The organism is Pseudomonas sp. X4 (assembly GCF_040784925.1).
GTDB classification, from domain to species: Bacteria; Pseudomonadota; Gammaproteobacteria; order Pseudomonadales; family Pseudomonadaceae; genus Aquipseudomonas; species Aquipseudomonas putida_Z.
This window is the reverse complement of the sequence record NZ_CP160798.1, coordinates 3689233-3714856: the sequence shown is the minus strand read 5'-3', so window position 1 is coordinate 3714856 and position 25624 is coordinate 3689233. Positions and strand designations below refer to the sequence as shown.

General features: G+C 63.3%; 20 protein-coding genes. 3 read left to right on the top strand and 17 right to left on the bottom strand.

What is annotated here, in order from left to right; translation table 11 throughout:
- Positions 1 to 94: 94 nt before the first annotated feature.
- The 16 genes from dnaE to rpsB form a co-directional block, all read right to left on the bottom strand.
- Entirely contained in the window at positions 95 to 3619 is a 3525-nt protein-coding gene (gene dnaE / locus ABX298_RS16540) for a DNA polymerase III subunit alpha (RefSeq protein ID WP_075043988.1), read from the bottom strand.
- Between the two features lie 236 nt (positions 3620 to 3855).
- Complete coding sequence (gene rnhB, locus ABX298_RS16535) at positions 3856 to 4479, bottom strand: ribonuclease HII (protein WP_075043987.1); 624 nt, start codon at positions 4477 to 4479, stop codon at positions 3856 to 3858.
- Position 4480: 1 nt separating this feature from the next.
- On the bottom strand, positions 4481 to 5608 hold the full coding sequence (gene lpxB, locus ABX298_RS16530; protein WP_075043986.1) for a lipid-A-disaccharide synthase: 1128 nt from the start codon (positions 5606 to 5608) through the stop codon (positions 4481 to 4483).
- Between the two features lies 1 nt (position 5609).
- A complete protein-coding gene (gene lpxA / locus ABX298_RS16525) occupies positions 5610 to 6386 on the bottom strand; it encodes an acyl-ACP--UDP-N-acetylglucosamine O-acyltransferase (protein ID WP_025337980.1) in 777 nt (258 codons plus the stop codon).
- Entirely contained in the window at positions 6383 to 6823 is a 441-nt protein-coding gene (gene fabZ, locus ABX298_RS16520; protein ID WP_004375427.1) for a 3-hydroxyacyl-ACP dehydratase FabZ, read from the bottom strand. The genes lpxA and fabZ overlap by 4 nt, the downstream gene beginning before the upstream one ends.
- Positions 6824 to 6937: 114 nt before the next feature.
- Entirely contained in the window at positions 6938 to 7993 is a 1056-nt protein-coding gene (gene lpxD / locus ABX298_RS16515; RefSeq protein ID WP_075043985.1) for a UDP-3-O-(3-hydroxymyristoyl)glucosamine N-acyltransferase, read from the bottom strand.
- 1 nt (position 7994) lies between these two features.
- On the bottom strand, positions 7995 to 8498 hold the full coding sequence (locus ABX298_RS16510; RefSeq protein WP_015269197.1) for an OmpH family outer membrane protein: 504 nt from the start codon (positions 8496 to 8498) through the stop codon (positions 7995 to 7997).
- A gap of 44 nt (positions 8499 to 8542) precedes the next feature.
- Positions 8543 to 10903: an outer membrane protein assembly factor BamA gene (gene bamA, locus ABX298_RS16505; RefSeq protein ID WP_025337978.1), complete on the bottom strand. Its 2361-nt coding sequence runs from the start codon at positions 10901 to 10903 to the stop codon at positions 8543 to 8545.
- A 74-nt stretch (positions 10904 to 10977) separates the two neighbouring features.
- Positions 10978 to 12330 (bottom strand): RIP metalloprotease RseP, encoded by a 1353-nt coding sequence (gene rseP / locus ABX298_RS16500; protein ID WP_085587702.1) that lies wholly within the window; start codon positions 12328 to 12330, stop codon positions 10978 to 10980.
- Positions 12331 to 12401: 71 nt separating this feature from the next.
- Positions 12402 to 13592 carry a 1-deoxy-D-xylulose-5-phosphate reductoisomerase gene (ispC, locus tag ABX298_RS16495; protein WP_085587678.1) on the bottom strand — a complete coding sequence of 397 codons (1191 nt, stop codon included), beginning with the start codon at positions 13590 to 13592 and terminating at the stop codon, positions 12402 to 12404.
- On the bottom strand, positions 13589 to 14404 hold the full coding sequence (locus ABX298_RS16490) for a phosphatidate cytidylyltransferase (RefSeq protein ID WP_013971253.1): 816 nt from the start codon (positions 14402 to 14404) through the stop codon (positions 13589 to 13591). Before ABX298_RS16490 ends, ispC begins: the two co-directional genes overlap by 4 nt.
- Entirely contained in the window at positions 14404 to 15159 is a 756-nt protein-coding gene (gene uppS, locus ABX298_RS16485; protein ID WP_015269194.1) for a polyprenyl diphosphate synthase, read from the bottom strand. The genes ABX298_RS16490 and uppS overlap by 1 nt, the downstream gene beginning before the upstream one ends.
- 15 nt (positions 15160 to 15174) lie before the next feature.
- The gene (gene frr, locus ABX298_RS16480; RefSeq protein WP_025337974.1) at positions 15175 to 15732 is read right to left on the bottom strand and encodes a ribosome recycling factor; all 558 of its coding nucleotides are present in this window, start codon (positions 15730 to 15732) and stop codon (positions 15175 to 15177) included.
- Complete coding sequence (pyrH, locus tag ABX298_RS16475; protein ID WP_003252294.1) at positions 15729 to 16472, bottom strand: UMP kinase; 744 nt, start codon at positions 16470 to 16472, stop codon at positions 15729 to 15731. Before pyrH ends, frr begins: the two co-directional genes overlap by 4 nt.
- Positions 16473 to 16652: 180 nt before the next feature.
- On the bottom strand, positions 16653 to 17516 hold the full coding sequence (gene tsf / locus ABX298_RS16470; RefSeq protein WP_013971250.1) for a translation elongation factor Ts: 864 nt from the start codon (positions 17514 to 17516) through the stop codon (positions 16653 to 16655).
- A 186-nt stretch (positions 17517 to 17702) separates the two neighbouring features.
- Complete coding sequence (gene rpsB / locus ABX298_RS16465) at positions 17703 to 18440, bottom strand: 30S ribosomal protein S2 (RefSeq protein ID WP_003252287.1); 738 nt, start codon at positions 18438 to 18440, stop codon at positions 17703 to 17705.
- Positions 18441 to 18902: 462 nt separating this feature from the next.
- On the opposite strand from rpsB, the gene map reads away from it, so the two are divergent.
- The 3 genes from map to dapC are packed head-to-tail and all read left to right on the top strand — an operon-like array spanning position 18903 to position 23657.
- Positions 18903 to 19685, top strand: a complete 783-nt coding sequence (map, locus tag ABX298_RS16460; protein WP_025337973.1) for a type I methionyl aminopeptidase — start codon at positions 18903 to 18905, stop codon at positions 19683 to 19685.
- A gap of 42 nt (positions 19686 to 19727) precedes the next feature.
- Positions 19728 to 22430 carry a [protein-PII] uridylyltransferase gene (locus ABX298_RS16455; RefSeq protein ID WP_075043980.1) on the top strand — a complete coding sequence of 901 codons (2703 nt, stop codon included), beginning with the start codon at positions 19728 to 19730 and terminating at the stop codon, positions 22428 to 22430.
- A gap of 30 nt (positions 22431 to 22460) precedes the next feature.
- Positions 22461 to 23657, top strand: coding sequence for a succinyldiaminopimelate transaminase (gene dapC / locus ABX298_RS16450; protein WP_085664592.1), 1197 nt, complete (start codon positions 22461 to 22463; stop codon positions 23655 to 23657).
- A gap of 151 nt (positions 23658 to 23808) precedes the next feature.
- Here the strand turns inward: dapC and ABX298_RS16445 are convergent, their stop codons facing one another.
- Positions 23809 to 25455 carry a Na+/H+ antiporter gene (locus ABX298_RS16445; RefSeq protein ID WP_013971247.1) on the bottom strand — a complete coding sequence of 549 codons (1647 nt, stop codon included), beginning with the start codon at positions 25453 to 25455 and terminating at the stop codon, positions 23809 to 23811.
- Between the last annotated feature and the right edge of the window lie 169 nt (positions 25456 to 25624).

Genomic DNA, 25624 nt, shown 5'->3' with positions numbered 1-25624 from the left:
TGGGTCTACGGCCAGGCGGCCGGCCGGTTGATCCGTTTGGCGCCCTACCTTAAGGGATCAGGCGCATTCAGGTCGAGATTAAATTTTTTTCGGTTCAACGATATTGCAGGAAGACGTTCTCACGCCCGAACTGGTCACGCAGCGCCTGAATCAGCCCATCGGCCGGGTCGATCGCCCACTGCTCGCCGAACTGCAGCATGGCCTTGGCGTCGCTGCCGGTGTACTCGAGGGTGATCGGGCAAGCGCCGCGATGGCGGGTAATCAGCTCGCCCAGCCACTTCAGCCGGTCGCCCTTGAGCGCTTCGTGTGCCACCTTCAGGCGCAGGCTCTCGGCCAGCTTGGTGCGCGCATCCTCCATGGTCATCACCTGCTTCACCCGCAGGCGCAGGCCACCAGAGAAATCGTCGTTGCTGACCTCGCCTTCGACCACCACCATGGCATCGGTCTGCAGCAAGGACTGTGCCGCCATGAAGGCATCGGCAAACAGCGACGCCTCGATGCGCCCGGAGCGGTCGTCCAGGGTGACGAAGCCCATCTTGTCGCCCTTCTTGTTCTTCATCACCCGCAGGGCAATGATCATGCCGGCGATGGTCTGGGTTTCGCGTGACGGCTTGAGGTCGATGATGCGCTGGCGGGCGAAGCGGCGGATCTCGGTCTCGTACTCGTCGATCGGGTGGCCGGTGAGGTACAGGCCGAGGGTGTCCTTCTCGCCCTTCAGGCGTTCCTTGAGGGTCAGTTCGCGCACCTTGCGGTGGTTGGCGTAGACGTCGGCATCCGCCTCTTCGAACATGCCGCCGAACAGGTCGACGTGGCCACTGTCGGCGGTGTGGGCGGCCTGCTCGGCAGCCTTGATGGCCTCGCCCAGCGCCGAGAGCAAGGTTGCACGGTTGATGTCGATGTTGGCGTGGTAGGCCTTGATCTCGTCATGGAAGTGCGGGCCCAGGCGGTCCAGCGCGCCACTGCGGATCAGCGCGTCGAGGGTACGCTTGTTGACCCGCTTGAGGTCGATGCGTTCACAGAAATCGAACAGGTCCTTGAACGGGCCACCCTGGGCGCGGGCCTCGACGATCGCTTCCACCGGGCCTTCGCCGACGCCCTTGATGGCGCCCAGGCCGTAGACGATGCGCCCGTCATTGTTGACGGTGAACTTGAAGTCGGAGAAGTTCACGTCCGGCGCGTCGAGGCGCAGCTTCATGCTGCGCACCTCCTCGACCAGCACCACGACCTTGTCGGTGTTGTGCATATCCGCCGACAACACCGCGGCCATGAATGGCGCCGGGTAGTGGGTTTTCAGCCAGGCGGTCTGGTACGACACCAGGCCATAGGCGGCGGAGTGGGATTTGTTGAAGCCGTAGCCAGCGAACTTCTCTACCAGGTCGAAAATGTTACCCGCAAGATCCGCATCGATATTGTTGGCCACGCAGCCTTCGATGAAACCACCGCGCTGCTTGGCCATTTCCTCGGGCTTTTTCTTACCCATCGCACGGCGCAGCATGTCGGCGCCGCCGAGGGTATAGCCAGCCATGACCTGGGCGATCTGCATCACCTGCTCCTGGTACAGGATGATGCCGTAGGTCGGTGCCAGTACCGGTTTCAGGCCCTCGTACTGGTAGTCGGAGTGCGGGTAAGCCAGCTCGGCGCGACCGTGCTTGCGGTTGATGAAGTCGTCCACCATGCCCGATTGCAGCGGGCCCGGGCGGAACAGTGCCACCAGTGCGATCAGGTCTTCCAGGCAGTCGGGCTTGAGCTTCTTGATCAGCTCCTTCATGCCACGCGATTCAAGCTGGAACACCGCCGTGGTTTCGGCCTTCTGCAACAGCTCGTAGGTCTTGCGGTCGTCCAGCGGGATGAAGTCGATGTTGACGTCGGGCAGGTTCTTCTTGGCCTGCTCGCGGTTGATGATCTCCATCGCCCACTTGATGATGGTCAGGGTCCGCAGGCCGAGGAAGTCGAACTTCACCAGGCCGGCAGCCTCGACATCATCCTTGTCGAACTGGGTTACCAGGCCGCCGCCCTCTTCGTCACAGGCAATCGGCGAGAAGTCGGTGAGCTTGGTCGGGGCGATGACCACACCACCGGCGTGCTTGCCGGTACCGCGCGTCACGCCCTCGAGCTTCAGGGCCATGTCCCAGATCTCGCGGGCGTCTTCGTCGCCCTTGAGGAAGTCACGCAGGATCTCTTCCTGCTCGTAGGCCTTCTCCAGGGTCATGCCCACTTCGAAGGGGATCATCTTCGACAGGCGGTCGGCCAGGCCGTAGGACTTGCCCTGTACCCGCGCCACGTCTCGCACCACCGCCTTCGCCGCCATGGTACCGAAGGTGATGATCTGGCTGACCGCGTTGCGGCCATAGGCTTCGGCGACGTAGTCGATCACCCGGTCACGGCCATCCATGCAGAAGTCGACGTCGAAGTCGGGCATGGAAATACGTTCAGGGTTGAGGAAGCGCTCGAACAGCAGGTCGTAGGCCAGCGGATCGAGGTCGGTAATCTTCAGCACGTACGCCACCAGCGAGCCGGCACCCGATCCTCGGCCCGGGCCAACCGGTACGTCGTTGTTCTTGGCCCACTTGATGAAGTCCATGACGATCAGGAAGTAACCGGGGAAGCCCATCTGGATGATGATGTCCAGTTCGAACTTCAGGCGGTCCAGGTAGACCTGGCGCTTCTCTTCGTAGTTGGGTGTGGTCTCTTTCGGCCACAGCACCGCCAGGCGCTCTTCCAGGCCTTCGTGGGACACATGCCGCAGGTAGTCATCGATGCCCATGCCGTTGGGCGTGGGGAAGTCGGGCAGGAAGTACTTGCCCAGCTGCACCTGGATGTTGCAGCGCTTGGCGATCTCGACAGTGTTGGTGATGGCGTCGGGCAGGTCGCTGAACAGCTCGGCCATTTCCTCGGCCGACTTCAGATACTGCTGGTCGCTGTACATCCTTGGCCGACGCGGGTCGTCGAGGGTCCACCCCTCACCGATGCATACGCGGGTTTCGTGGGCGTCGAAGTCGGACTGCTTGATGAAGCGCACATCGTTGGTTGCCACCAGCGGAGCGCCGAACTTGTCGGCCAACGCCACGGCGGCGTGCACGTACTCTTCGTCACGGGCACGGTTGGTACGCTGCACTTCGACGTAGAAGCGCTCGGGGAACATGCCCATCCAGTCTTGCAGCAGAGACTCGGCTTCATCGTCCTTGCCGGCCAGCAAGGCCATGCCGATATCGCCTTCCTTGCCTGCGGAAAGGGCTATCAGGCCCTCGCTGGCGGGGGCGATCCATTCACGCTGGAGGATGACCAGGCCGTTGCGCTGGCCCTCGGTCCAGCCGCGCGAGATCAGCTCGGTGAGGTTGCGGTAGCCCTTGGGGTTCATGGCCAGGAAGCAGATACGCGACAGCGGTGCTTCCGGGTCGGCAGCGGCCAGCCACAGGTCGGCGCCGCAGATCGGCTTGATGCCGGCGCCCATGGCAGTCTTGTAGAACTTTACCAGCGAGCACATGTTGCTCTGGTCGGTGATCGCCACCGCCGGCATGTTCATCCCGGCCAGCGCCTTGGCCAGCGGCTTGATCCGCACCAGGCCGTCGACCAGCGAGAATTCGGAGTGGACGCGCAGGTGAACGAAGGGAACCGACATGGAAGATCCTGTAGCAGTGCTGAACGACAAGGGCGGGATTGTAGCTTAAATGGGGATAGGATTTGGGATTGCGGTATCGGCCAGAGAATAAAGAATGTGCGCGCACCGCCCCCCTGTGGGAGCGGGTTCACCCGCGAAGAATCCAACGCGGTGTATGGCACCGGCTGCGCCGGTGTTCGCGGCTAAAGCCGCTCCCACAGAGGATAGCGTGACACCTGTAGCAACGAACTAATAGCTCAGATCAGGGAGTTGGTGACGCCTTCACGTGCATCCCACGCGGCCCGCACCGGGGCAAAGGAACGCCGATGAATGGGCGTAGGCCCCAAGCGTGCCAGCGCCTCGAGGTGTACCGGGGTCGGGTAGCCCTTGTGCCCGCCAATGCCATAACCCGGATAGATCAGCTCGAATGCGCTCATCTCCCGGTCGCGGGTCACCTTGGCCAGGATCGACGCCGCCGCGATGGCCGGCACCTGGCTATCGCCCTTGACTACCGGCGACGCCGGTACGGCCAGTTTCGGGCAGCGGTTACCGTCGATCAGGGCCAGCTTCGGAGTAATGTGCAGGCCTTCCACGGCGCGCTGCATGGCCAGCATGGTCGCGTGCAGGATGTTCAGGCGGTCGATTTCCTCGACCTCGGCGCGGGCGATGCAGAAACTCAGGGCCTTTTCGCAGATCTCGTCGAACAGCGCCTCGCGCTTGGCTTCGGTGAGTTTCTTCGAATCGTTCAGGCCGAGGATCGGGCGCGCCGGGTCGAGGATCACCGCCGCGGTCACCACCGCGCCGCACAGCGGGCCACGGCCCACTTCGTCGACGCCGGCGACCAGGTCTTCGACCAGGTTGAAGTCCAGTCCAATTTGCATGTCAGCGGTCCTTGAGCAAGGCCAGTACCGCCTCGGCCGCCTGGTTGGAGGCGTCACGGCGCAGGGTGCGGTGAATTTCGTCGAAACTTTCGGTCTGCTGGCTGCCATCGGCCACCAGCGGCGCCAGGGTATTGGCCAGTGCTTCGCTGGTGGCGTCATCCTGCAGCAGCTCGGGTACCAGCGCACGCTGGGCCAGCAGGTTCGGCAACGAAACGTAGGGGCTCTTTACCAGGCGCTTGAGGATCCAGTAGGTCAGGGGCGCCAGGCGATAGGCCACAACCATCGGCCGCTTGTACAGCAGCGCTTCGAGGGTGGCAGTACCCGAGGCGATCAGCACCGCGTCACAGGCCGCCAGGGCCTGGTGCGACTGGCCATCGAGCAGGGTCAGCGGCAGCTTACGCCCTTCGAGCATCTGCTCGACCTGGGCGCGACGCGCGGCATTGGCGCAGGGCAGCACGAAACGCACGCCCGGTACCTGCTGGCGCAGCCGTTCGGCAGCATCCAGGAACAGTGCGCCCAGCCGCCCTACTTCGCCGCCGCGGCTGCCCGGCATCAACGCTACTACCGGCCCTTCGCCCAGGCCCAGCGCGGCACGTGCGGCAGGGCGGTCGGCTTCGAGCGGGATGGTGTCGGCCAACGGGTGGCCGACGAAGCGCACCGGTACGCCCTGCTCTTCATAGAACCGCGCCTCGAATGGCAACAGCGTCAGCATCAGGTCGCAGCCTTCGCGAATCTTCAGCACACGCTTCTGCCGCCAGGCCCAGACCGACGGGCTGACGTAGTGCACGGTCTTGATCCCGGCCTGACGCAGTTTCAGTTCTATGTTGAGGGTGAAGTCGGGGGCATCGATGCCGATGAACACATCGGGCTTTTCGCCGATCAGGGTCTCGATCAGCAGCTTGCGGCGCTTGAGCAGCTCGCGCAGGCGCCCCAGCACTTCGACCAGACCCATGACGGCCAGGCGTTCCATGGGGAAATAGGATTGCAGGCCTTCGGCTTCCATCAAGGGGCCGCCAACGCCGATGAACCGTACGTCGGGGTGGCGTGCCTTGATGGCACGCATCAAGCCGGAACCGAGAATGTCGCCGCTGGCCTCACCTGCGACCAAGGCTACGCAAAGCTGGGCCATGTCAGCGGGTGATGCCGCGGGCGGAGTTCACGATCGACTGACGGAACAGATCGACCTCAGGGTGCTTCGCAGCCAGTTCGTCCAGCTCCTTGAGCGCGTCTTCGACGGTCAGGCCCTGGCGATAGACGATCTTGTAGCAACGGCGCAGCACATGGATCACCTCGTCGCTGAAACCCCGGCGGCGCATGCCTTCGAAGTTCATGCTGCGGGCTTCGGCCGGGCTGCCGAACACGGTGACGAAGGCCGGGACATCCTTGCCGATCGCCGTGCCCATGCCGGAAAACGCGTGGGCACCGATATGGCAGTACTGGTGCACCAGGGTGTAGCCGGACAGGATCGCCCAGTCCCCCACGTGCACATGGCCGGCCAGGGCCGTGTTGTTGACCAGGATGCAGTGGTTGCCGATGACGCTGTCGTGGCCGATGTGGGCATAGGCCATGATCAGGTTGTGGTCGCCCACGGTGGTTTCCGCACGATCCTGGACGGTGCCGCGGTGAATGGTCACCCCTTCGCGGATCACATTGTGATCGCCGATCACCAGGCGCGTCGGCTCACCCTTGTACTTGAGGTCCGGGGTGTCTTCGCCGATCGAGGAAAACTGAAAGATACGGTTGTGCTTGCCGATGCGGGTCGGCCCTTTGAGCACAACATGCGGGCCGATAACGGTGCCCTCCCCGATTTCCACATCGGGGCCAACGATCGACCAGGGGCCGACCTCGACACCATCGGCCAGCTTGGCCGACGGGTCGATAATGGCCCGAGGATCAATCGAATTCATAGGGAGCGTTCCGCGCAGGTGATTTCTGCCGAGCAAACCGGCTTGCCGTCGACCAGGGCGCGGCACTCGAATTTCCAGATCATGCTCTTGCGGCTGAGGAACTTGGCTTCCAGCACCAACTGGTCACCCGGCAGTACCGGCTGACGGAAACGCAGCTTGTCGGAGCCGACGAAGTAGTACAGGGTGCCATCGGCCGGCTTGGCGTCGAGCATCTTGAAACCGAGGATACCCGCGGCCTGTGCCATGGCTTCGATGATCAGGACGCCCGGCATGATCGGGTGAGCCGGGAAATGGCCGTTGAAGAACGGCTCGTTGATGCTGACATTCTTGTAGGCACGAATGCTCTGGGCCTCGTAGTCCAGCTCCGTCACGCGGTCCACCAGCAGGAACGGGTAACGGTGAGGCAGGTATTCGCGAATCTCGTTGATGTCCATCATTTCGGGGGGGAAGCCTGTAATAAGAATAGGGAGCGCAGGTGCTGACCACACGCTCCTTTTGCAGTCCAAAGAGGAGCCAGCTAGCGACTGTTCACTCTTGCTCAGGGAATGGTATCAGCCTTCTGATGTCGGCTGGCCACCTGAGGTCACGGTATCGACGCGTTTTTCCAGCTGCTGGAGACGCTTGGCCATGTCGTCCAGGTGGCGGATACGCGCGGCGCTCTTGCGCCATTCAGCCAGTGGCTGCATGGCAGTGCCGGAAGAATAGGCACCCGGTTCGGTGATCGAACGGGTCACCATGGTCATCCCGGACACGAAAACGTTATCACAGACATCGATATGACCCACCATGCCGACACCTCCGGCAATGGTGCAATGCTTGCCGATGCGCGTGCTGCCGGAAATTCCGACACAGGCGGCCATGGCCGTGTGCTCACCGATCTGCACGTTGTGGGCGATCTGGATCTGGTTGTCGAGCTTTACCCCGTCAGCGATCCGCGTATCCGACAGCGCGCCACGATCGACCGCGGTGTTGACACCGATTTCCACGTCGTCGCCGATGGTCACGCCACCGATCTGGGCGATCTTGCGCCACACGCCCTTCTCGTTGGCAAAGCCGAAACCTTCACCGCCGATCACCGCACCCGACTGGATGACCACACGCTTGCCGATGGTCACATCATGGTACAGGGTGACCCGTGGAGCCAGCCAGCCACCCTCACCGATCACGCAACGGGCACCAACCACGCAGTGTGCACCCACGCTGACATTGGCCGCGATGCGCGCACCGCTTTCGATGACCGCGAACGGCCCGATGCTGGCACTGGCGTCCACCTGCGCGTCCTCGGCCACCACGGCGCTGGGATGAATACCCGCCACAGCCTTGGGTTTGGGGTCGAACAGGTGGGAAATGCGAGCGTAGGCCAGATACGGATCGGCGACGATCAGCGCATTGCCGGCAAAGCCTTCGGCGTCCACCGCCTTCAGCAGCACCGCGGCCGCCTGGCTGCTATCCAGGAATTTGCGGTACTGCGGGTTGGCGAGGAAGCTCAACTGACCTGGGCCAGCCTCCTGCAAGGTGGCCAGCCCGGTAATCTGCAGCGCCTCGGGCCCCTTGAGGGTGGCGCCGAGGGCCTCGGCCAACTGGCCTAGCGTCATGGTCACGGTCATATCAACGGGCTTGGTTCATGCGCTCGATGACCTGGCGGGTGATGTCGTACTGAGGCTTGACATCAATGACCGCGCCACGTTCGAGGACCAGGTCGTAACCGCCTTTCTTGATCACTTCCTCGACAGCGCCATCCAGCTTCGGCTTCAGCTGCTTGAGCATGTCGCGGTCAGCAACGGCCTTGGCTTCGTTCAGTTCCTTGGACTGGAACTGGAAGTCACGGGCCTTCTGCTTGAACTCGAGCTCCAGGCGCTCGCGCTCCTGCTGCTGCATCTTGTCGCCGCCCTTGATCAGACGGTCCTGGATGCCCTTGGCGCTGCTTTCCAGGCTTTTCAGCTTGGTCAGTTGCGGGCCGAACTTCTTCTCGGCATCCACCGCGTATTTCTTGGCGGCATCCGACTCCAGCAGGGCCATCTGATAGTTCAGGACGGCAACCTTCATTTCGGCGAAAGCCGGGGTGGCGACCAGCGCCGCGGCCACTACGGCCAGTTGGGTCAACTTACGCACGATGCACTCCTGGATAAACCGTTGTCATTAAGCGAGGGCCGACCTCAGAAGGTCTGGCCCAGAGAGAATTGGAACACCTGGGTGTCGGCATCGTCCGGCTTCTTGACCGGCATTGCCAGGCTGAAGCTCAGCGGGCCCAGTGCGGTGATCCAGGTCACGCCCAGGCCGACCGAACTGGCCATGCCCGAGAAACCGACCTTCTCGCAATCCGGCTGGTTGCCGCAATTGGTGTCGAACACGTTACCCACGTCCCAGAACACGGAGGTGCGCAGCGAACGCTGGTCCTTGACGAACGGCAGCGGGAACAGCAGCTCGACACCACCTTGTACCAGCACGTTGCCACCAAACGGCAACGGATCCTGGTCCGGGTCGGCGATGGTGCCTGGCTTGCCACCGTTGGCCTCGCCGCGGCTTGGGGTACTGCGTGGGCCCAGGCTGCTGTCCTTGAAGCCACGGACGGAGTTGAAGCCACCCGCGAAGTAGTTCTCGTAGAACGGCAGGCCCGAGGTGCTGCCATAACCGTCACCATAACCCAGCTCGGTGTGCAGGCGCAGGGTGTAGTCGTTGGTGATCGGCTTGAACAGCTGGCCGCGGTAGTCGAGCTTGAAGAACGACAGGTCGCTGCCCGGAATGGTGGATTCCAGGGTCAGGCTCTGGGAGTGGCCACGGGTTGCCAGCACACCTTTGTTCAGGGTCGACTCGGACCAGCCGATCGAGGCCTTGAAGTTCAGGAAGTTGTCGCCTTCCTCTTCGAGGAAATCGAAGATCTCGTCAACGGTGTACTTGCCGGTCTTGATCTTGTCCTGCTGCACGCTCAGGCCATAGGTCAGGCGCGAGGTCTCGCTGATCGGGTAGCCGAGGCTGACGCCCGCACCGTAGCTGTCCACCGCGTAGCTGGCCACATCGACGTCGAGGTCGTCGTAGTCGGTGCTGCGGTAGAAGGCGTTGTAGCCCAGGCTCACGCCATCGGCAGTGAAGTAGGGGTCAACGAAGCCGAAGTTGTAGCGGGTCTGGTATTCCGAACGGGTCAGGCCGATGGACACCTTGTTACCGGTACCGAGGAAGTTGCTCTGGCTGATCGAACCACCGAGGATCAGGCCGGCGCTCTGGGCGAAACCGACGCTGGCGGTGATCGAGCCGGAAGCCTGCTCCTCGACGCTGTAGTTGACGTCGACCTGGTCGTCGGTGCCCGGCACCGGCGGGGTCTCGACGTTCACTTCCTTGAAGAAGCCCAGACGCTCCAGACGGGTCTTGGACTGGTCGATCAGGTAGGTCGAGGCCCAGCCGCCTTCCATCTGGCGCATTTCGCGACGCAGCACTTCGTCTTCGGTCTTGGTGTTGCCGCGGTAGTTGATGCGGTTGACGTAGGCACGCTTGCCCGGGTCGACCACGAACATGATGTCGACGGTGTGGTCTTCATCGTTCGGCTGCGGCACGCCGTTGACGTTGGCGAAGGTGTAGCCTTCGTTACCCAGGCGGCGGGTGATCAGCTCGGAAGTGCTGGTCATCACCTTGCGCGAGAACACCTGGCCAGGCTGCACCAGCAGCAGCGACTTGACCTGGTCTTCCGGCACCTTCAGGTCACCGGACAGCTTGACGTCGCGAACGGTGTACTTCTCGCCTTCGTTGATGTTGACGGTGATGTAGACGTGTTTCTTGTCCGGCGTGATGGACACCTGGGTGGAGGCGATGTCCATGTTGATGTAGCCGCGGTCCAGGTAGTAGGAACGCAGGCGCTCCAGGTCACCGGAGAGCTTTTCGCGGGCGTACTTGTCGTCGTTCTTGAAGAACGACAGCCAGTTGGTGGTCTTCAGCTCGAACAGCTGCGCCAGGGTCTCGTCGTCGAACACGTTGTTGCCAACGATGTTGATGTGCTGGATGGCGGCGACGGTGCCTTCGTTGATCTTGATCTTCAGTGCCACACGGTTGCGCGGCTGCGGCACCACCTCGGCGTCGACCTCGGCCGAGTAGCGGCCCTGGGCCACGTACTGGCGCTGCAGTTCGTTACGCACACCTTCGAGGGTGGCACGCTGGAAGATCTCGCCTTCGGCCAAGCCCGATTGCTTCAGGCCCTTCATCAGGTCTTCGGTGCTGATGGCCTTGTTGCCTTCGATCTCGATGCTCGACACCGACGGGCGCTCGACCACGTTGATGATCAGGACATTGCCATCGCGGTTCAGCTGGATGTCCTGGAAGAAGCCGGTCTTGAACAGGGAACGGGTCGACTCCACCAGTCGGCGGTCATCGGCCTGGTCGCCGACGTTCAGCGGCAAGGCACCGAAGACACTGCCGGCGGAAACCCGCTGCAGGCCGTTGACGCGGATATCGGAGATGGTGAAGGACTCGGCGTGAACTTCAGCGATCATCAGTGCGGACATGACCGCAGTTAGCAGCAGACGTTTCATGAAGTCCTTTTATTCCAACTGGCAATAAACAGCCCGCCGCGACAAGACGGCAGGTTTCGCAATTGAGCGAAGCTTTATAGTCGACCCAGATCGTTGATCAGGGCGAGCAACATCACCCCTATGACCAAACTGATACCGATCTGGACCCCCCAACCTTGCACCCGATCCGACAGCGGACGACCGCGCGCCCACTCGACCAGGTAAAACAGCAAATGCCCCCCATCCAGAACCGGGATGGGCAGCAGGTTAAGAACCCCCAGGCTTATGCTCAGGTAGGCCAGGAAATTCAGGAAATCCCCCACGCCGGACTGGGCTGAAGCGCCCGCCACTTTAGCAATGGTTATCGGTCCGCTCAAGTTTTTTACCGAGAGCTCCCCGAACAGCATTTTCTTCAGCGATTCAAGGGTCAGGACGCTCATGTTCCAGGTGCGTGACAAGCCCTCACCCACCGCATCCAGCGGGCCGTAGCTGACTTCGCGGAGCATGTTGGCAGGCCATTCGCCACCTTTTACCCCGGCGCCAAGATAGCCGCCGGCCGCCTTGCCCTCGCCCTTGCGCGCCAGGGTGACCGGGACGTCCAGCGCAGCACCATCGCGCTCGACACGCACCACAACCTTGGCTTGCGGGCGGGCCCGCACGGCATCGACCACCTGCTGCCATTCGCTCACTGCCACGCCATCGAGGGCCAGCAGCTTGTCACCGGTTTTCAGGCCCGCAGCGGCAGCCGGCCCCTTCGGATCGATCTCGGCCAACACCGGCACGATCGCCGGGCGCCAAGGGTGCAGCCCAAGGGACTGGATCGGGTCCGGCTCGTCGGCACCCTTGAGCCAGCTGTCCAACTTCACCTGTAGCTGGCGCTCGGCGCTGGCGCCCTCTTCACGCACGCCAACCTGCAGGGTGCCGCTCTCGCCCAGGCGGCGAACCAGTTGCAGGTTGACTGCAGACCAACCATTGGTCGGCTTGCCGTCGATGGAGACGATTTCCTGACCTGCGGTCAGGCCTGCCGATGCTGCCAGGCTGCCCGCATCGACCGCACCGATCACCGGGCGGATCTGCTGGGTACCCAGCATCGCCAGCACCCAGAAGAACAGGATGGCCAGCAGGAAGTTGGCAACCGGGCCCGCCGCGACGATCGCGATGCGCTGGCGCACGGACTTGCGGTTGAACGACTGCTCGATCAGCGCCGGCGGCACGTCACCCTCGCGCTCGTCGAGCATCTTGACGTAACCACCCAGCGGGATCGCAGCGACCACGAATTCGGTGCCATGGCGGTCATGCCAGCGCAGCAGCGGCGTGCCGAAGCCCACCGAGAAGCGCAGCACCTTGACACCGCAGCGGCGTGCCACCCAGAAGTGGCCAAATTCATGGAAAGTGACCAGTACACCCAAGGCTACGAGGGTGCCGATAATCATGTAGAGCGCTGTCATATCCATCTCCGAATGATGTTCAGCGGGCTGGCATCATGCCCAGCCCCCTCGTGAACCGTGGCGGGCCTGCATCAGCGACCGTGACGCCTCAGCCACTCACGGGAAAGCTCCCGGGCACGCTGGTCGGCGGCGAACACCGCGTCCAGCGACGGCAGCGGTACGACGGGCTCCTGATCGAGCACCTGTTCGATCATACCCGCGATCTCCGGGAAGCGGATACGCCGCTGGAGAAATGCCTCGACCGCAACCTCGTTGGCCGCATTGAGCACGGCCGGTGCGCTGTTGCCGGCCTCGGCAGCCTGCCGCGCCAGGCGCAGGCAAGGGAAGCGCTGTTCGTCGGGCGCCTGGAAATCCAGACGGGCGATGGCGAACAGGTCCAGCGGTGCCACCCCGGAATCGATCCGCTCGGGCCAGGCCAGGGCGTTGGCAATGGGTGTGCGCATGTCCGGGTTACCCAACTGCGCCAGCACCGAACCGTCGACATAATCCACCAGGGAGTGGATCACGCTCTGCGGGTGCACCACCACCTCGACCTTGGCCGGTGCGGCATCGAACAACCAGCAGGCCTCGATCAGCTCCAGGCCCTTGTTCATCATGCTGGCCGAATCCACGGAAATCTTGCGCCCCATGGACCAGTTGGGGTGCGCGCAGGCCTGTTCCGGGGTGACATCCAGCAGCGCCTCGACGGGGGTCTCGCGGAACGGGCCACCGGAGGCGGTGAGCAGGATCCGGCGTACGCCGACGGCACTCAGGCCGCGCGCGTAGTCGCCGGGCATGCACTGGAAGATCGCATTGTGCTCGCTGTCGATCGGCAGCAGCACGGCGCCACTGCGCCGCACCGCCTCCATGAACAGCGCGCCGGACATCACCAGCGCCTCCTTGTTGGCCAGCAACACCTTCTTGCCCGCCTCGACCGCCGCCAGGGTGGGGCGCAGGCCGGCGGCGCCGACGATGGCCGCCATCACTGCGTCCACTTCCGACGCAGAAGCCACCTGGCACAGCCCGGCCTCGCCTTCCAGCACCTCGGTGGCGCAGCCCGCCGCTACCAGGCTTTCGCGCAGTCGCGCGGCCGCCTCGGCACTCGGCACCACGGCGAATGCCGGGCGATGGCGCACGCACAGGGCCTGCAATTCGTCGATACGCGAATAGCCACTCAGGGCGAACACCTGGTAGCGGTCGGGATGACGCGCGATGACATCCAGCGTGCTCAGGCCGATGGAGCCGGTGGCCCCGAGCACGGTAATACGCTGCGGGCGGCTCACATAACACCCCATTCGGCAGCCCACAGCAGCACGGCGAAAATCGGGATCGCCGCAGTCAGGCTGTCGATGCGGTCGAGCACCCCACCATGGCCGGGCAACAGGTTGCTGCTGTCCTTGATGCCGGAACGGCGCTTGAACATGCTTTCGGTCAGGTCACCGACCACCGAAGACATGACCACCAGCGCGGCACTCAGCAGGCCCAGCAGGATCTGGCCGAAGCCCCAGTCGCGGCTGATACCGACCACCAGGGTGATCACCAGGCTGACCGCCAGGCCGCCATACACGCCTTCCCAGCTCTTGCCAGGGCTGACCTGAGGCGCCAGCTTGCGCTTGCCGAAGGCACGGCCGGAGAAGTACGCGCCAATATCGGCAGCCCACACCAACACCATGACCGACAGGATCAGCCAGTTACCCAGCGGCCAGTGCTTGAGCAGCACCAACCCCTGCCAGGCCGGCAGCAATACCAGCAGGCCGATCAGCAACCGGCAGGCGGCACTGGCCCACAGCTCGCTGCTGCGCGGGTAGGTAAGCACCAGCCAGGTGGCCAACCCCCACCAGATCACCGCAGCGCCCAGCACCCAAGGCGCCAGCTCCGGAAGGATGTACAGCAACATCAGCGCTCCGGCGACGACCACGGCATAGGCGATGCGCAGTGGCTGGGCCATGAGCCCGGCCAGGCGCGCCCACTCCCAGGCGCCGAGGGTCACCACGAAGCCGATGAACAGGGCGAAATCCCCACCATTGAGCAGGAAGAAGCCACCCAGCGCGATCGGCAGCAGGATCAGCGCGGTAATGATGCGTTGTTTAAGCATTAAGCACGAGCTCCAGCCTCGACCTGCTCGCTGGTCTTACCGAAGCGGCGCTGGCGCGAAGCGAAATCGGCCAGGGCGTTGCGCATGGCCTCGTGTTTGAAGTCCGGCCAGTACAGGTCGGAGAAATACAGCTCGGCGTAGGCCAGCTGCCACAACAGGAAGTTGCTGATGCGGTGCTCGCCACCAGTGCGGATGCACAGGTCCGGCAGCGGCAGCTCGCCGGTTGCCAGGCAGGTCTGCAGCAGGCCCGGGGTGATGTCTTCCGGGCGCAGGTGCCCGGCTTGCACTTCCCGCGCCAGCCGCTGGGCGGCCTGGGCGATGTCCCACTGGCCACCGTAGTTGGCCGCGATCTGCAGAATGAAGCGGTTGTTGCCGGCGGTCAGCGCCTCGGCCTCGCGCATGGCGGCTTGCAGCTCGGGATGGAAACGCGAACGGTCACCGATGATACGCAGGCTGATGTTGTTCTCGTTGAGGCGCTTGGCCTCGCGGCGCAGGGCCGAGAAGAACAGCTCCATCAGCGCACCGACCTCTTCGGCGGGACGCTGCCAGTTCTCACTGGAGAAGGCGAACAGGGTCAGCACCTCGACCCCGGACTCGGCACAGACTTCGATGACCGCGCGAACGGCGTCGACACCCGCCTTGTGCCCGGCAACGCCGGGCAACAGGCGCTTTTTCGCCCAGCGGTTGTTGCCATCCATGATGATCGCGACATGACGCGGCACCGAGGACGGCGCCGCTGGCTTGGTCTTTTCCATTAAAAAACCCCGGCCTTAGACGGCCATCAGGTCCTTTTCCTTGGCTTTGAAGGCGGCATCGACTTCGGCAACGTACTTGTCGGTCAGCTTCTGGATCTCGTCAGCGGCGCGACGTTCTTCGTCTTCGCTGATTTCCTTGTCCTTGGTCAGCTTCTTCAGGTCGGCCAGGGCGTCACGGCGCACGTTGCGCACGGCTACCTTGGCATCCTCGGCAACGCCGCTGGCCTGCTTGGTGTAGCCCTTGCGGGTTTCCTCGGTCAGGGCCGGCATCGGCACACGGATGGTGGTGCCGGCGCTGGACGGGTTCAGGCCCAGGTCGGAGGTGAGGATGGCCTTCTCGATGGCGGCGCTAAGGTTCTTGTCGTGGGCGACGATCTTCAGGGTGCGGGCATCTTCGACGGTGATCGCGGCCACCTGGTTCAGCGGCATCTCGCTGCCCCAGGCCGGGACCTTGACGCTGTCCAGGATGCTCGGGTGGGCGCGACCGGTGCGGATTGCCGCCAGGTTGCGGGCCAGGGCCTCGAGGGACTTGGTCATGCGCTCCTGCGCGTCTTTCTTGATGTCGTTGATCATGCTTGGCCTTCCTCGATCAGAGTACCTTCAGCGCCACCCACCACGATGTTCAGCAGGGCGCCAGGCTTGTTCATGTTGAATACCCGCAATGGCATCTTGTGGTCACGGCACAGGCAGATTGCGGTCAGGTCCATCACACCCAGCTTGCGATCCAGGACCTCGTCGTAGGTCAGGTGATCGAACTTCTCGGCATGCGGGTCCTTGAATGGATCGGCAGTGTACACACCATCGACCTTGGTCGCTTTCAGCACAACGTCGGCATCGATTTCGATGGCGCGCAGACAGGCCGCGGAGTCGGTGGTGAAGAACGGGTTGCCGGTACCGGCGGAGAAAATTACCACATCCCCGGAGTTGAGGTGGCGAATAGCTTTGCGACGATCGTAATGATCGGTGACACCGACCATGGAAATGGCCGACATGACCAGGGCCGGGATGTTCGAGCGCTCCAGCGCGTCGCGCATGGCCAGGCCGTTCATCACGGTGGCCAGCATGCCCATGTGGTCACCGGTGACGCGGTCCATGCCGGCTGCGCTGAGCGCGGCACCGCGGAACAGGTTGCCACCACCGATCACCAGGCCGACCTGGACACCGATCCCTACCAGCTGGCCAACTTCGAGGGCCATGCGATCCAGCACTTTCGGGTCGATCCCGAAGTCTTCCGAGCCCATCAGGGCCTCGCCGCTAAGTTTGAGCAAAATGCGTTTATAGCGAGGTTGGCGACCACTCACCTGCTGAGCCATTGCGAGTCTCTCCTGCGGCGTACTTTTAGAAAATTCGTGCGGGCTGTTTGCAGCCTGCTAACTGTAGCGTGGCACCGTTTTGGTGCCAGCGGCGGCAGGTTTTATAAACCCTTCGCCGTTTTGACAAAGAGGCTGCGCGCGTGAGCGGGCAGCCTCTTCGGGGCGACAGACGGGGCTGTCTTACTGCTTGGCAGCAGCTACCTGAGCGGCAACTTCAGCAGCGAAGTCGTCGACTGGCTTCTCGATGCCTTCGCCTACTTTGAAGTAGGTGAAGGAAACGATTTCAGCACCGGCTTTCTTGGCCAGCTCGCCAACCTTGACTTCCGGGTTCATGACGAAGGCTTGCTCGACCAGCGAGGCTTCGGCCAGGAACTTCGAGATACGACCTTTGATCATGTTCTCGACGATGTTTTCCGGCTTGCCGGCGATCTTGTCAGCGTTCAGCTGCAGGAAGACGCCCTTCTCGCGCTCGATGGCTTCGGCCGATACTTCCGACGGCAGCAGGAACTCAGGGTTCGAAGCTGCAACGTGCATGGCGATGTTCTTGGCCAGATCGACGTCGCCGCCTTTCAGGACAACGGCAGCGCCGATCTTGTTGCCGTGCAGGTAGGCACCGACAACGTCACCTTCAACGCGCACCAGGCGACGGATGTTGACGTTCTCGCCGCACTTGGCAACCAGGGCTTCACGAGCAGCTTCACGCGAGGCGATCAGCGGAGCAGCGTCGGTCAGCTTCTGGGCGAAGGCTTCTTCGATGCTGTCGGCAACGAAGTTCTTGAAGTCGTCTTGCAGGGCCAGGAAGTCGGTCTGCGAGTTCACTTCCAGCAGGACGGCGGATTTACCGTCGGTCTTGACGGCGATAGCGCCTTCAGCAGCGACGTTGCCAGCCTTTTTGGCGGCCTTGATGGCGCCCGAGGCACGCATGTCGTCAATGGCTTTTTCGATGTCGCCGCCGGCCTTTTCCAGGGCCTTCTTGCAATCCATCATGCCTTCGCCGGTACGCTCGCGCAGTTCTTTGACCAGCGCTGCAGTAATTGCTGCCATTTCAAAATCCTCTTGGAAAGTTTTTCAACCATTCCACCCGTTCGTCACGGGCGTTCAATTCTGCAAATCCGCTGTGTTTATCTCAGCGAGCCCATGATGCGGGGCCGATGCTGACAGCAGGATTTCAAGGTGGCAAAAAGGGGGCAGAGCCCCCTTTTTGCGTGCCAAGTCGACGCTAGCGTCTAATTACTCGGCAGCAGGTGCAGCCGCTTCTTCAGCGTAAACTTCGGTGCCGCCGGCAACGTTGTTACGGCCGCGGATGACTGCGTCAGCCATCGAAGTCATGTACAGCTCGATAGCGCGGATGGCGTCATCGTTACCTGGGATGATGTAGTCAACACCTTCCGGGCTGCTGTTGGTATCGACAACGCCGATAACCGGGATGCCCAGCTTGTTGGCTTCGGTGATCGCGATGCGCTCGTGATCAACGTCGATAACGAACAGAGCGTCTGGCAGACCGCCCATGTCCTTGATGCCGCCCAGGCTGCGATCCAGTTTTTCCAGGTCGCGGGAGCGCATCAGGGCTTCTTTCTTGGTCAGCTTGGCGAAAGTGCCGTCTTCGGCCTGGGTTTCCAGGTCGCGCAGACGCTTGATCGAAGCGCGGATGGTCTTGTAGTTGGTCAGCATGCCGCCCAACCAACGGTGGTCAACGTACGGCGAACCGCAACGAGCAGCTTGCTCGGCGACGATCTTGCCGGCGGAACGCTTGGTGCCGACGAACAGGATCTTGTTCTTGCCCTGGGCCAGGCGCTCTACGAACGACAGAGCGTCGTTGAACATTGGCAGGGTTTTTTCCAGGTTGACGATGTGGATCTTGTTACGCGCGCCGAAAATGTACTTGCCCATTTTCGGGTTCCAGTAACGGGTCTGGTGGCCGAAGTGCACACCGGCCTTCAGCATATCGCGCATGTTGACTTGGGACATGATAGTTCCTTGATAAGTCGGGTTGGGCCTCCACGTATCCCAATGACCAACCCGCGAATTCTGCAACTCGGGGCACCCAGGTCATCGTGTCGACACGTGTGTGGGTTAAGTGCTGACGGGGTCGTCCCCGAAAGCGGCGCATTTTATACCACAGACCGCGGCCGAACGGAACCCGAATACTGTTGCGTCCGTCAGCGGTTTTTGCAGCACCCCGGCTTTCGCGCCAGAATGCCAGTTCATGGATGGCAGCTTTCAGAGCAGTTGGGGCCGCTGCGCGCCCCATCGCCGGCAAGCCAGCTCCCACAAGCGTAATACGATTCCTGTGGGAGCTGGCTTGCCGGCGATGGACTGCGCAGCAGTCCCAATTCTCCATCCGTATGCCGACCGATCGGCGCCCTGCTCTGCTAGAATCCGGCCTTTCCCGTTTGTTCGCGCCGTGCACGGCGCTGTAGAGAGCCTGTAATGACCGTCACCATCAAGACCGCAGAAGACATCGAGAAGATGCGCATCGCTGGCCGCCTGGCCGCCGACGTGCTGGAAATGATCGAGGAACACGTCAAGCCCGGTGTCACCACCGAAGAGCTGGACCGCCTGTGCCACGACTACATCGTCAACGTCCAGCAGGCCATCCCGGCACCGCTCAACTACAAGGGCTACCCGAAGTCGATCTGCACCTCGATCAACCATGTGGTCTGCCACGGCATCCCCAACGACAAGCCGCTCAAGGACGGTGATACGCTGAACATCGACGTCACCGTGATCAAGGACGGCTACCACGGCGACACCAGCCGCATGTTCCACGTCGGCACCGTGCCAGTATGGGCCGAGCGCCTGTCCAAGGTCACCCAGGAGTGCATGTACAAGGCCATCGAACTGGTCAAGCCGGGCTGCCGCCTGGGCGACATCGGCGAAGTGATCCAGAAGCACGCTGAAAAGAACGGCTTCTCGGTGGTGCGCGAGTTCTGCGGCCACGGCATCGGCAAGGTGTTCCACGAAGAGCCGCAGATCCTGCACTATGGCCGCGCGGGCACCGGCATGGAGCTGAAGGAAGGCATGACCTTCACCATCGAGCCGATGATCAACCAGGGCAAGGCCGACACCAAGGTGCTGGGCGACGGCTGGACCGCCATCACCAAGGACCGCAAGCTCTCGGCCCAGTGGGAGCACACCCTGGTGGTGACCGCGACCGGCTACGAGATCTTCACCCTGCGCAAGGACGACACCATCCCGCGCACCTCGGCCTGACCGCACTCCCACAGGCCACCCCCACGACAGGAACGTGACGCGATGCCCCAGGTGGACCCCGAGCTGTTCGACCGCGGCCAGTTCCAGGCGGAACTGGCCCTCAAGGCGAGCCCCATCGCCGCCTTCAAGAAAGCCATCCGCCAGGCTGGCGAGGTACTCGACAAGCGTTTTCGCAGTGGCAGCGAAATCCGCCCACTGATCGAGGCCCGCGCCTGGCTCGTCGACAACATCCTGCAACAGGCCTGGAACCAGTTCGACTGGGGCGACCAGAGCGGCATCGCCCTGGTCGCGGTGGGTGGCTACGGGCGCGGCGAGCTGCACCCGCATTCGGACATCGACCTGCTGATCCTGCTGGATGCTGCCGAACACGAGCAGTATCGCGATGCCATCGAGCGGTTTCTCACCCTGCTGTGGGACATCGGCCTGGAAGTGGGCCAGAGCGTGCGCACCGTCGACGAGTGCGCCGAGCAGGCCCGTGCCGACCTGACGGTCATCACCAACCTGATGGAAAGCCGCACCATTGCCGGCCCCGAGGCCCTGCGCCAGCGCATGCTGGAGGTGACCAGCACTGCGCACATGTGGCCAAGCAAGGACTTCTTCCTGGCCAAGCGGGCCGAACTCAAGGCCCGCCACCACAAGTACAACGACACCGAGTACAACCTCGAACCCAATGTGAAAGGTTCGCCCGGCGGCCTGCGCGACATCCAGACAGTGCTGTGGGTGGCCCGCCGCCAGTACGGCACCCTCAACCTGCACGCACTGGCCGGCGAAGGTTTCCTGCTGGAAAGCGAGAACGAGCTGCTGGCCTCGTCCCAGGACTTCCTGTGGAGGGTGCGCTACGCCTTGCACATGCTGGCCGGGCGCGCCGAGGATCGCCTGCTGTTCGACCACCAGCGCAGCATCGCCGCGCTGCTGGGCTACAGCGACGACAACCCCAAGCGGGCGATCGAGCAGTTCATGCAGCAGTACTACCGGGTGGTGATGAGCATCAGCCAGCTGTGCGACCTGATCATCCAGCACTTCGAGGAGGTCATCCTCGCCGATGACGACAGCGGCACAACCCAGCCGCTGAACGCGCGCTTCCGCCTGCATGACGGCTACATAGAAGCGGCCAGGCCGAACGTGTTCAAGCGCACGCCGTTCGCCATGCTGGAAATCTTCGTGCTGATGGCCCAGCACCCCGAGATCAAGGGCGTACGCGCCGATACCGTGCGGCTGCTGCGCGAGCACCGGCACCTGATCGACGATACCTTCCGCACCGATATCCGCAACACCAGCCTGTTCATCGAGCTGTTCAAGTGCGAAATCGGCATCCACCGCAACCTGCGGCGGATGAACCGCTACGGCATCCTCGGCCGCTACCTGCCGGAGTTCGGCCTGATCGTCGGGCAGATGCAGCACGACCTGTTCCACATCTATACGGTCGATGCGCACACCCTCAACCTCATCAAGCACCTGCGCAAGCTGCAATACACGCCGGTGTCCGAAAAATTCCCGCTGGCCAGCAAGCTCATGGGCCGCCTGCCCAAGCCCGAGCTGATCTACCTGGCCGGCCTGTACCACGACATCGGCAAGGGCCGCCAGGGCGACCATTCCGAGCTGGGCGCCGTGGATGCGCAGAAGTTCTGCGAGCGCCACCAGTTGCCGGCCTGGGACAGCCGGCTGATCGTCTGGCTGGTGCAGAACCACCTGGTGATGTCGACCACCGCCCAGCGCAAGGACCTGTCCGACCCTCAGGTGATCAACGATTTTGCCCTGCACGTGGGCGACGAGACACGCCTGGACTACCTGTACGTGCTGACCGTGGCCGATATCAACGCCACCAACCCCAGCCTGTGGAACTCGTGGCGGGCCAGCCTGCTGCGCCAGCTGTACACCGAGACCAAGCGCGCCCTGCGCCGTGGCCTGGAAAACCCGCTGGACCGCGAGGAGCAGATTCGCCAGACCCAATCGGCGGCGCTGGATATCCTGGTGCGCGAAGGCACCGACCCGGACGACGTCGAGCAGCTGTGGTCGCAGCTGGGCGATGACTACTTCCTCAAGCACACCGCTGCCGACGTGGCCTGGCACAGTGACGCGATCCTCCAGCAGCCGGCCGATGGCGGGCCGCTGGTGCTGATCAAGGAAACCACCCAGCGCGAGTTCGAGGGTGGCACGCAGATCTTCATCTATGCCCCCGACCAGCACGACTTCTTCGCCGTGACGGTGGCGGCCATGTCGCAGCTGAACCTGAACATTCATGACGCGCGGATCATCACTTCGAGCAGCCAGTTCACCCTCGACACCTACATCGTGCTGGACAACGACGGCGGCTCGATCGGCGACAACCCGCAGCGGGTCAAGCAGATTCGCGACGGCCTGACCGAAGCGCTGCGCAACCCCGAGGACTACCCGACCATCATCCAGCGCCGGGTACCGCGCCAGCTCAAGCACTTCGACTTCCCGCCACAGGTGACCATCCTCAACGATGCCCAGCGGCCGGTGACCATCCTCGAAATCACCGCGCCCGACCGCCCAGGCCTGCTGGCCCGGCTGGGGCGGATCTTCCTGGAGTTCGACCTGTCGCTGCAGAACGCCAAGATCGCCACCCTTGGCGAGCGGGTGGAAGACGTGTTCTTCATCACCGATGCCGACAACCAGCCGTTGTCCGACCCACAGCTGTGCAGCCGCCTGCAGGAGGCCATCGTCCAGCAGCTGCAGGCCGGCCAGGCCAGCGATGCCAGCCCCACCCGCGTGACCTTTTAACGACTAGACGATTGACGAGACCTTGCGCCGATGAACCATGCCTTGACCCAGCTTCAGCCCTACCCGTTCGAGAAACTCCGCGCCCTGCTGGGCAGCGTTGCACCTGCGGCGGACAAGCGCGCCATCGCCCTGTCGATCGGTGAGCCGAAGCACGAATCGCCGGCGTTCGTCGCCCAGGCCATGGCCGACAACCTCGACAAGCTGGCGGTGTACCCGAGCACCATCGGCCTGCCCGCCCTGCGCCAGGCCATCGGCCAGTGGTGCGAGCGGCGCTTCGGCGTACCGGCCGGCTGGCTGGATGCCGACCGCCACATCCTGCCGGTCAACGGTACCCGTGAAGCGCTGTTCGCCTTCACCCAGGCCGTGGTCAACCGCGCCGATGACGGCCTGGTGGTCAGCCCCAACCCGTTCTACCAGATCTACGAAGGCGCAGCGCTGCTGGCCGGTGCCACCCCGCACTACCTGCCGTGCCTGGAAAGCAACGGTTTCAACCCCGACTTCGACGCCGTGCCGGCTGAAGTGTGGAAGCGTTGCCAGATCCTGTTCCTGTGCTCGCCGGGCAACCCCACCGGCGCACTGGTGCCGATGGACACCCTGAAGAAGCTGATTGCCCTGGCCGACGAGCACGACTTCGTGATTGCCGCCGACGAGTGCTACAGCGAGCTGTACTTCGACGAGGATGCCCCGCCACCAGGCCTGCTGACTGCCTGTGCGGAACTGGGCCGCAACGACTTCAAGCGCTGCGTGGTATTCCACAGCCTGTCCAAGCGCTCCAACCTGCCGGGCCTGCGCTCGGGCTTCGTCGCCGGTGACGCCGAGATCATCAAGCCGTTCCTGCTGTACCGTACCTATCACGGTTGCGCCATGCCGGTACAAACCCAGCTGGCCAGCATCGCTGCCTGGCAGGACGAGGCGCATGTGCGCGAGAACCGCGACCAGTACCGCGCCAAGTACGATGCCGTGCTGGATATCCTGCAGCCGGTGCTGGACGTGCAGCGACCGGATGGCAGCTTCTACCTGTGGGCCAAGGTACCCGGCGGCGATGCCGAGTTCACCCGCGACCTGTTCGAGGCCCAGCATGTGACGGTGGTGCCGGGGTCGTACCTGTCGCGCGAAGTGGATGGCGTGAACCCGGGCGCCGGGCGCGTGCGCATGGCACTGGTTGCACCGCTGGCCGAGTGCATCGAGGCGGCGGAGCGGATTCGCGAGTTCCTGCAAAACCGCTGATTCGACAGGGGCCGTACAACTCTCGAGTGTTGTGCAGTACCTGTAGGAGCGGGTTTACCCGCGAACACCGGCACAGCCGGTGCCATGCACCGCATCGCCTGATTCGCGGGTAAACCCGCTCCCACAGGGCCGCAAAGCGGCCCCCTGCGGTCTACCTGACTGACCCTAGGTTCGCTTCACTCATATCCAGCTCACCCAGCACCTGCCGCACCACTTCATCCCCCACCAGATGCTGGCGATGCAGCTCATACAGCTCCAGCCGCTGCGCCCGCAGCGCCCGCAAGCGCAAACGCCGCTCCAGCAGGTCCATCTGCTCGGCCAGCGCCTTGGCCTCGGCACTGTCGTTGTAGCTATCCAGCTCATCGCGGTATTCCGCCATCAAGCGCGCCTTCAACTCGGTCGCCAGGGTCGCCTGCGCGGCATCCTGCGGCGCATTGCTGTCGATCACTTCCTCTGCCTCCAGCGCATGGATCGCCGCCTCGGCCGTGCGTCGCCAGGCCTCCTGCACCTCCTGGTGCAAGCGCTCGTCCGGGCTCTTGGTCACCCCGCGCAGCAACAGCGGCAACGCGATACAGGCACTGATCAACGACAGCAGGATCACCCCGGCCGCAATGAAGATCAGCAGGTCACGCTCCGGGAAGGCCTTGCCTGCTCCCATCAGCAACGGGATCGACATCACACCGGCCAGGGTGACCGCACCGCGCACACCACCCAGGGTCAGCAACCAGCAGGAGCGCGCCGTGGGCATCAGCACCAGCGCCGGCTTGCCGCGCCAGCGGCGTACCACACCGATCGAGCGCCAGATGCTCTGGACCCAGATGAACCGCAGCAAGATCAGCGCCACAAAGATCGCCACCACGTCCAGGCAGCGCCAGGCCAGGGTCGGCCAGACGGTGGGTTCATGGCTGACCACGGCCTTGATGATGTCCGGCAACTGCAGGCCCAGCAGCAGGAAGATCAGGCCGTTGAAAGCGAACTCCAGCAGTGACCACACGCTGCGGTTGAGCAGGCGCGTGCTGGTCTGCCGTGGCAGCAGGTCGAGCCAGCTCTGCATCATGCCAGCCGCTACCGCCGAAAGGATGCCCGACACGCCCAGGCGCTCGGCCAGCACGTAGGCAGCGAACGGCAGCAGCAACATGAACACCACGTGGGTGGCCGGGTCGTCCCAGCCGCGGGCGATCATCCAGGCACGCAGGCGGCCGATCAGCCAGCTCAGGGCCACGCCCACCGCCAGGCCGCCCAGGGCGACCAGTACGAAGCTGAAGCTTGCGTCGGTCAGCGAGAACACCCCGGTGATCGCCGCCGCCAGGGCGAACTTGAAGGTCACCAGGCCCGAGGCATCGTTCATCAGGGCCTCGCCCTGGAGCATGTGCATCAGCGGGGTGGGCAGGCGGTCCTGGGTAATGGCCGAAACCGCCACGGCGTCGGTTGGCGACAACACTGCGGCCAGGGCGAAGGCCACGGGCAGCGGGATGCTCGGCAGCAGCCAGTGAATGAAGTAACCGGCCCCGACCACGGTAAACAGCACCAGACCCACGGCCAGCGCCACCACCGGCCCACGAATGCGCCACAACTCGCGCTTGGGAATGCGCCAGCCGTCGGCGAACAGCAACGGCGGCAGGAACAGGAACAGGAACAGCTCGGGGTCCAGTGCCACATGCAGGCCCAGTGTCGGCCACGCAAGCAAGGCGCCGGCGGCGATCTGTACCAGCGGCAAGGGCAGCGGAATCATGCGGCCGACCAGCTTCGACACGCTGACCAGCGTCAGCAGGATGAGGACGGTGTAGGCGGACTGCATCCGGGAAAGCTTCCTTTGTGAACCAGAAACGACAACAGGGCGAAACATCGCCATTGAAACAATATGTTAGCGGCGATGGGGGAATCGGGGCCGCTGCACGATAGTCGCAGGTGGCGGTTGAATATGTAACATGATGATACTTTGGCTTGATGACGGCGCAGGCTCGGGG

Coding starts and splice junctions, on each gene's coding strand:
- dnaE (WP_075043988.1), bottom strand. CDS start 3,619: ATGTCGGTTCCCTTCGTTCACCTGCGCGTCCACTCCGAATTCTCGCTG.
- rnhB (WP_075043987.1), bottom strand. CDS start 4,479: ATGCAAATTGGACTGGACTTCAACCTGGTCGAAGACCTGGTCGCCGGC.
- lpxB (WP_075043986.1), bottom strand. CDS start 5,608: ATGGCCCAGCTTTGCGTAGCCTTGGTCGCAGGTGAGGCCAGCGGCGAC.
- lpxA (WP_025337980.1), bottom strand. CDS start 6,386: ATGAATTCGATTGATCCTCGGGCCATTATCGACCCGTCGGCCAAGCTG.
- fabZ (WP_004375427.1), bottom strand. CDS start 6,823: ATGATGGACATCAACGAGATTCGCGAATACCTGCCTCACCGTTACCCG.
- lpxD (WP_075043985.1), bottom strand. CDS start 7,993: ATGACCGTGACCATGACGCTAGGCCAGTTGGCCGAGGCCCTCGGCGCC.
- bamA (WP_025337978.1), bottom strand. CDS start 10,903: ATGAAACGTCTGCTGCTAACTGCGGTCATGTCCGCACTGATGATCGCT.
- rseP (WP_085587702.1), bottom strand. CDS start 12,330: ATGACAGCGCTCTACATGATTATCGGCACCCTCGTAGCCTTGGGTGTA.
- ABX298_RS16490 (WP_013971253.1), bottom strand. CDS start 14,404: ATGCTTAAACAACGCATCATTACCGCGCTGATCCTGCTGCCGATCGCG.
- uppS (WP_015269194.1), bottom strand. CDS start 15,159: ATGGAAAAGACCAAGCCAGCGGCGCCGTCCTCGGTGCCGCGTCATGTC.
- frr (WP_025337974.1), bottom strand. CDS start 15,732: ATGATCAACGACATCAAGAAAGACGCGCAGGAGCGCATGACCAAGTCC.
- pyrH (WP_003252294.1), bottom strand. CDS start 16,472: ATGGCTCAGCAGGTGAGTGGTCGCCAACCTCGCTATAAACGCATTTTG.
- tsf (WP_013971250.1), bottom strand. CDS start 17,516: ATGGCAGCAATTACTGCAGCGCTGGTCAAAGAACTGCGCGAGCGTACC.
- rpsB (WP_003252287.1), bottom strand. CDS start 18,440: ATGTCCCAAGTCAACATGCGCGATATGCTGAAGGCCGGTGTGCACTTC.
- map (WP_025337973.1), top strand. CDS start 18,903: ATGACCGTCACCATCAAGACCGCAGAAGACATCGAGAAGATGCGCATC.
- ABX298_RS16455 (WP_075043980.1), top strand. CDS start 19,728: ATGCCCCAGGTGGACCCCGAGCTGTTCGACCGCGGCCAGTTCCAGGCG.
- dapC (WP_085664592.1), top strand. CDS start 22,461: ATGAACCATGCCTTGACCCAGCTTCAGCCCTACCCGTTCGAGAAACTC.
- ABX298_RS16445 (WP_013971247.1), bottom strand. CDS start 25,455: ATGCAGTCCGCCTACACCGTCCTCATCCTGCTGACGCTGGTCAGCGTG.